General features: G+C 42.1%; 3 protein-coding genes. All 3 read left to right on the top strand.

Features of this window, described 5'->3' with window-relative positions; all coding sequences use genetic code 11:
- The first annotated feature begins 134 nt into the window (after positions 1–134).
- Positions 135–2,756 carry a bifunctional acetaldehyde-CoA/alcohol dehydrogenase gene (gene adhE, locus ACWNM1_RS29900; RefSeq protein WP_042129885.1) on the top strand — a complete coding sequence of 874 codons (2,622 nt, stop codon included), beginning with the start codon at positions 135–137 and terminating at the stop codon, positions 2,754–2,756.
- Between the two features lie 252 nt (positions 2,757–3,008).
- Positions 3,009–5,270 carry a formate C-acetyltransferase gene (pflB, locus tag ACWNM1_RS29895; protein WP_042190525.1) on the top strand — a complete coding sequence of 754 codons (2,262 nt, stop codon included), beginning with the start codon at positions 3,009–3,011 and terminating at the stop codon, positions 5,268–5,270.
- A gap of 215 nt (positions 5,271–5,485) precedes the next feature.
- Complete coding sequence (gene pflA / locus ACWNM1_RS29890; protein WP_042190523.1) at positions 5,486–6,223, top strand: pyruvate formate-lyase-activating protein; 738 nt, start codon at positions 5,486–5,488, stop codon at positions 6,221–6,223.
- Positions 6,224–6,441: the final 218 nt, after the last annotated feature.

Genomic DNA, 6,441 nt, shown 5'->3' with positions numbered 1-6,441 from the left:
GAATGAAAGCGCTTTGAAAACAAATCAAAAAAACTTTATACTTTGTGAAAGATTTCACTATACAAGGTGGAAATCATGTGATAAGATAAATGTGTAGAGAAAAACAACTAAAAATTGACAGGAGGACGAGGGAGATGGCAGTTAAGAACGAAGTCGCCGCCCAAGTTAAACAAGTTACCGCTGAAGAGTATATTCAGAATTTAGTGGATAAAGCAAAAAAAGCGCATGAGGCGTTCATGGCGCTGGACCAAGAGCAAGTTGACACAATCGTTCATGCAATGGCGTTGGCTGGACTCGACAAACATATGTACCTCGCAAAATTGGCCGTAGAAGAAACTGGACGCGGCGTATACGAAGACAAAATTACGAAGAACATCTTCTCAACTGAATATATCTGGCACGGAATTAAATACGATAAAACAGTAGGCGTTATTGAAGACAACGCTTATGATAGCTTCCAAAAAATTGCTGAACCCGTCGGAATTGTTATGGGTATCACACCGGTAACCAACCCTACATCCACCACGATGTTTAAAGCGTTGATTTCGATTAAGACACGGAACCCTATTATATTCGGTTTCCACCCATCTGCGCAAGAGTGTAGTGCAGCTGCTGCAAAAATTCTTCATGATGCTGCCGTGAAAGCTGGCGCTCCTGAGAACTGTATCCAATGGATTGAAATGCCAACAATGGACAAGACAAACGCATTGATGAACAACCCAGACGTTGCTCTTATCTTGGCAACTGGTGGTTCTGCAATGGTAAAAGCAGCTTATAGCTGTGGTAAACCAGCACTTGGCGTAGGCCCTGGTAACGTACCTGCTTTCATTGAAAAGAGCGCGGATATTGATCAAGCCGTAACGGACATCATTCTTTCTAAAACATTTGATAATGGTATGATCTGTGCTTCCGAGCAAGCTGTTATTATCGAAGAACCAATCTTTGATCAAGTGAAGAAAAAAATGATTGCTAATGGCTGCTACTTTGTGAATAAAGAAGAAGCTGCCAAACTGACTAGTGGAGCAATGAACGTAGATAAATGTGCGGTTAACCCAGCAATCGTAGGTCAATCCGCAGTGAAAATTGCTGAAATGTGTGGCATTCAAGTCCCTGCCGGCACAAAGATTCTGGTAGCAGAACTTGAAGGTGTAGGCACTAAATATCCACTGTCCGCTGAAAAATTAAGTCCGGTTCTTGCTTGCTACAAAGTTAAGAATGCAGATCAAGGTATCGAACGCGCAGCGCAAATTGTTGAATTTGGTGGTATGGGACATAGCTCGGCTATCCACTCCAACAACGAAGAAGTAATTATGAAGTTCTCTAACCGTCTGCAAACAGGACGTATTCTCGTTAACTCGCCTTCCACACATGGTGCGATCGGCGATATCTATAACACTAATATCCCTTCGTTGACTCTGGGCTGCGGATCTTATGGACGTAACTCCGTGTCGCAAAACGTTACAGCAATCAATTTGATCAACGTGAAAAGGGTGAATCGTCGTACCGTGAATATGCAATGGTTTAAAGTACCTGACAAGATCTATTTCGAAAAAGGCGCTACTCAGTACCTGACCAAAATGCCTGATATCACACGTGTCGCAATTATCACTGACCCAATGATGGTTAAGCTTGGATATGTTGAAAGAGTTGAACATTACCTGCGTCAACGTCAAACTCCTGTAGCTATCGAAGTGTTCTCTGAAGTTGAACCAGATCCATCGACAACTACAGTTGAAAAAGGTACTGCAATGATGAACAGATTCCAACCGGACTGCATTATCGCACTTGGCGGGGGCTCTCCAATGGATGCTGCAAAAGGAATGTGGTTATTCTATGAACATCCAGACGCAGACTTTAATGGTCTGAAACAAAAATTCATGGATATCCGTAAACGGGTATACAAATTCCCTAAACTTGGTAACAAAGCTAAGTTTGTAGCGATTCCAACAACTTCGGGTACAGGTTCGGAAGTAACATCTTTCGCAGTTATTACCGATAAAACAACTGAACAGCACACTAAATATCCTTTGGCTGACTACGAGTTAACTCCAGATGTGGCTATCATTGATCCAGAGTTCGTATACAGCTTGCCAAAAACTGCTGTTGCTGATACAGGTATGGACGTATTGACACATGCTATCGAAGCTTATGTATCTGTTATGGCGAGTGATTATACTGATGGTCTAGCTATTAAAGCGATCCAACTGGTATTCCAATACCTTGAAAAATCGGCGCTGGAAGGCGACAGAGTAGCACGTGAGAAAATGCATAACGCATCAACACTTGCTGGTATGGCCTTTGCCAATGCATTCTTGGGTATTAACCACAGTTTGGCGCATAAATGGGGCGGACAGTACCACACTGCTCACGGTCGTACTAACGCGATCCTTATGCCACACGTTATCCGCTACAATGCTAAAAAACCTACGAAGTTCGCTTCGTTCCCTAAATATTCGCACTTCGTAGCTGATGAGCGTTATGCTGAAATTGCCCGTATTCTGGGATTGCCAGCTCGCACAACTGAAGAAGGTGTAACTAGCCTGATCAATGCAATTCGCGATATGAATAAAAAATTGGGCATCGAAGAATCGTTCCAACAACTAGGCTTTGATCCTAAGGACTTCGAATCCCGCGTAGATTACTTGGCTGACCGTGCGTTCGAAGATCAATGTACAACTGCCAATCCTAAGCTGCCACTTGTATCTGAGCTTGCTGATGTATACCGTAATGCGTTCTACGGAAGATTTGATAATTAATAAGTGGTTAAATAGAGAATAGGATAGTTGTGGACTTAGATAAAGGTGACAAATATCACTCGAAAGGTGATATTTGTCACAGTGTTTTTATAGAAAATAAACTAGAATGTTTATATAAACAACGGTCCCACATATGAAATGTTGATTGTGAAATTTGGAACAACCACATCTTTTGGGGATCACGAGACACGGGATCAACCTTCAAGCCCGCGATCTCTACAAATATAATAAATATAGATGGAGGGATTTAGCATGTCGGTGATTGAAAAAGAAGTAAATGAAGTGAAATCCGGTTGGAGAAGTTTTACAAAAGGTAAATGGTCCAAGAAAGTTGACGTTAACAACTTTATCGCTAGTAACATTAAGCCTTATGAAGGTAACGAAGAGTTCCTCGTAGGTCCTACTAGTAACACAACTGAACTGTGGAAGATTATTTCCCAACTGAGCAAGGAAGAAAGAGAAAGAGGCGGCGTATGGGATGTTTCCCTTGATACTGTCTCCACAATCACTTCACATGCTCCAGGCTACATTGACAAGGACAAGGAACAAATTGTAGGCGTGCAGACTGACGCTCCTTTCAGACGTTCCATCCAGCCATTCGGCGGGATCAAGATGATGGTTGATGCTACGAAGGCTTATGGCTTCGAACTTCCACAAAACATCGTTGATATGTTCACGAACATTCGCAAAACGCATAACCAAGGCGTATTTGATGCATATACACCAGACATGAGAGCAGTGCGTAAATCTGGCGTTATCACAGGTCTTCCTGATGCTTACGGCCGTGGACGTATTATCGGCGACTACCGCCGCATTGCTCTGTACGGTATTGATTTCTTGATTAAAGACAAAAAGCAACAACTAGCTGAGCTTGAAGTTGATTCCATGACAGAAGAAGTAATTCGTTTACGTGAAGAACTGTCCGAGCAAATTCGTGCACTGGGCGAATTGAAAGAAATGGCAGCTGCTCACGGCATGGATATTTCCAAGCCAGCGATGAACTTCAAAGAAGCTACTCAATGGGTATACTTTGGATATCTGGCAGCAGTTAAAGAACAAAATGGTGCAGCGATGTCCCTGGGACGTGTTTCTTCCTTCCTAGACATTTATGCAGAACGCGATATTGAAGAAGGTACTTTGACTGAAGAACAAGTACAAGAAATTGTCGATCATTTCGTAATGAAACTGCGTATCGTAAAATTCTTGCGTACACCTGACTATAATGACCTTTTCTCTGGAGACCCTACTTGGGTAACTGAATCCATCGGAGGTATGGCTGAAGATGGAACCACTCGTGTTACCAAGAACAGCTTCCGTTTCCTGAACACCCTGTACAACTTGGGTCCAGCTCCGGAACCAAACTTAACTGTACTTTGGTCCGAAAGATTGCCTGAAGGCTTCAAAAAATATTGTGCTAAGGTTTCTATCGAAACAAGTGCAATTCAGTATGAAAATGACGATCTAATGCGTCCATACTGGGGTGAAGATTATGCGATTGCATGCTGCGTATCTCCAATGCGTATCGGTAAACAAATGCAGTTCTTCGGCGCTCGTGCCAACCTGGCAAAAGCTTTGCTGTATGCTATTAATGGTGGTAAAGACGAAAAATCCGGAGCACAAGTTGGACCGGAATTCCCAGCTATCACTTCTGAATATCTAGATTATGACGAAGTAATGAAACGCTTCAAACCGATGATGGAGTGGTTGGCTAAGACTTATGTTAACACTTTGAACATCATTCACTATATGCATGACAAATATTCTTACGAACGTATCGAAATGGCATTGCATGATCGCGACATTCTGCGTACAATGGCTTGCGGTATCGCTGGTCTGTCCGTTGCAGCTGACTCACTGAGTGCTATTAAATACGCGAAGGTTAAACCAATCCGTAATGAACAAGGTATTGCAATTGACTTCGAAACTGAAGGCGAATTCCCTTGCTACGGTAACAATGACGATGCTGTAGACAACATCGCAGTAGAATTGGTTGAAACCTTCATGTCTATGATCCGTAAACACAAAACATATCGTGATGCTGTGCCGACTCAATCGGTATTGACCATTACTTCGAATGTAGTGTACGGTAAGAAGACAGGTACAACACCTGACGGACGTAAAAAAGGTGAACCATTCGCACCAGGTGCTAACCCAATGCACGGACGCGACAAGAAAGGTGCTCTGGCTTCACTGAACTCTGTAGCCAAATTGCCTTACTCCGATGCACAAGATGGTATCTCCAATACGTTCTCTATCGTACCTAAGGCACTGGGTAAAGATGATGAATCCTGTAAGTCTAACCTGGTACACATGATGGACGGATACTTCCATAATAACGCTCAGCATTTGAACGTTAACGTATTTAACCGTGAACAGCTGATGGACGCTATGGATCACCCTGAGAACTATCCACAATTGACTATCCGCGTATCCGGTTATGCAGTTAACTTCATCAAGTTGACTCGCGAACAACAAATGGACGTAATTAACCGTACTTTCCACGGTTCAATGTAATTTGTTTATATTTATAAAGATCTTTCATTGAGATATGCTCTAAAATATTTGCAAGGAATTACCGCTCTTGTTTCAAGGGCGGTAATATCTTGTTCAAGAATCATTAAAATTTTAAATTTTACGGTCGCGATTAAGGAGAACACAGTCTTATGGGCAGGGATTCTTCTTCGTGAAAGATGGACTGTTAGTCAGTCCTGGAGAAAGGATGACATCCTATGATTAAAGGTCGCATACACTCCTTGGAAACCTTTGGAACCGTTGACGGACCTGGTATTCGATTTGTCTTATTTATGCAAGGGTGCTTGCTGAAATGCCAGTATTGCCATAACCCTGATACTTGGGCTTTAGATGAAGGTAAGGAAATGACTCTAGAAGAAGTGCTTTCGGAGATCGAGCCATATTTAAACTACTATCGTTCATCCGGTGGTGGGTTAACTGTATCCGGCGGAGAACCAACTTTGCAGGCGCAATTTGTAAAACAGTTATTTACGGAAGTTAAGAAGCGTTGGAATCTGCACACCACATTAGATAGTAATGGTTATAACGAAGGTGACAAGATTAATGACTTATTGGATGTTACGGACTTGGTGATGCTCGATTTGAAGCATATTGATGAAGAAGCACACATTAAGTTAACCGGTAAATCTAATGATCGGACTTTGAAGCTTGCACGTTGGCTCTCAGATCATAACCGTAAGATGTGGATTAGACATGTATATGTTCCAGGCATTCATGACCGTGAAGAGGACCTTATCAATCTAGGTCGTTATATTGGAACCTTAAATGGCGTTGAGAAATTTGAAATCTTACCTTATCATCAAATGGGTATCTATAAATGGGAAATGCTCGGCAAGGCTTATGAATTGGATGGAGTGCCATCCCCTACGGATGAAGAAGTTCAGCGGGCGTACCGCTTAGTCGAAGAAGGTCGTAAGCAGACAGCGTTGGTATAATTTATACCTACATTAAGTGGAGCCGTTCCTTCAGTGATTTACTGCTGAAGGAACGGTTTTTTTGTTATGAGGGACGTCTGATGTCATTTAAAGGGGTAATTTTGTATTTCCCCCTTAAAAAAATGGTATATTTACAGCTGTTAATTAACCAGTTGGAAATTTGTATGATAGAAATTATGTCATTGGATTGAGTTTTTATTATTTTTTTCTAAGTATGT

It is taken from the genome of Paenibacillus sp. Marseille-Q9583 (genome assembly GCF_976954365.1).
The sequence above is the reverse complement of the archived record's forward strand: the minus strand, read 5'-3'. Positions and strand labels throughout refer to the sequence as shown.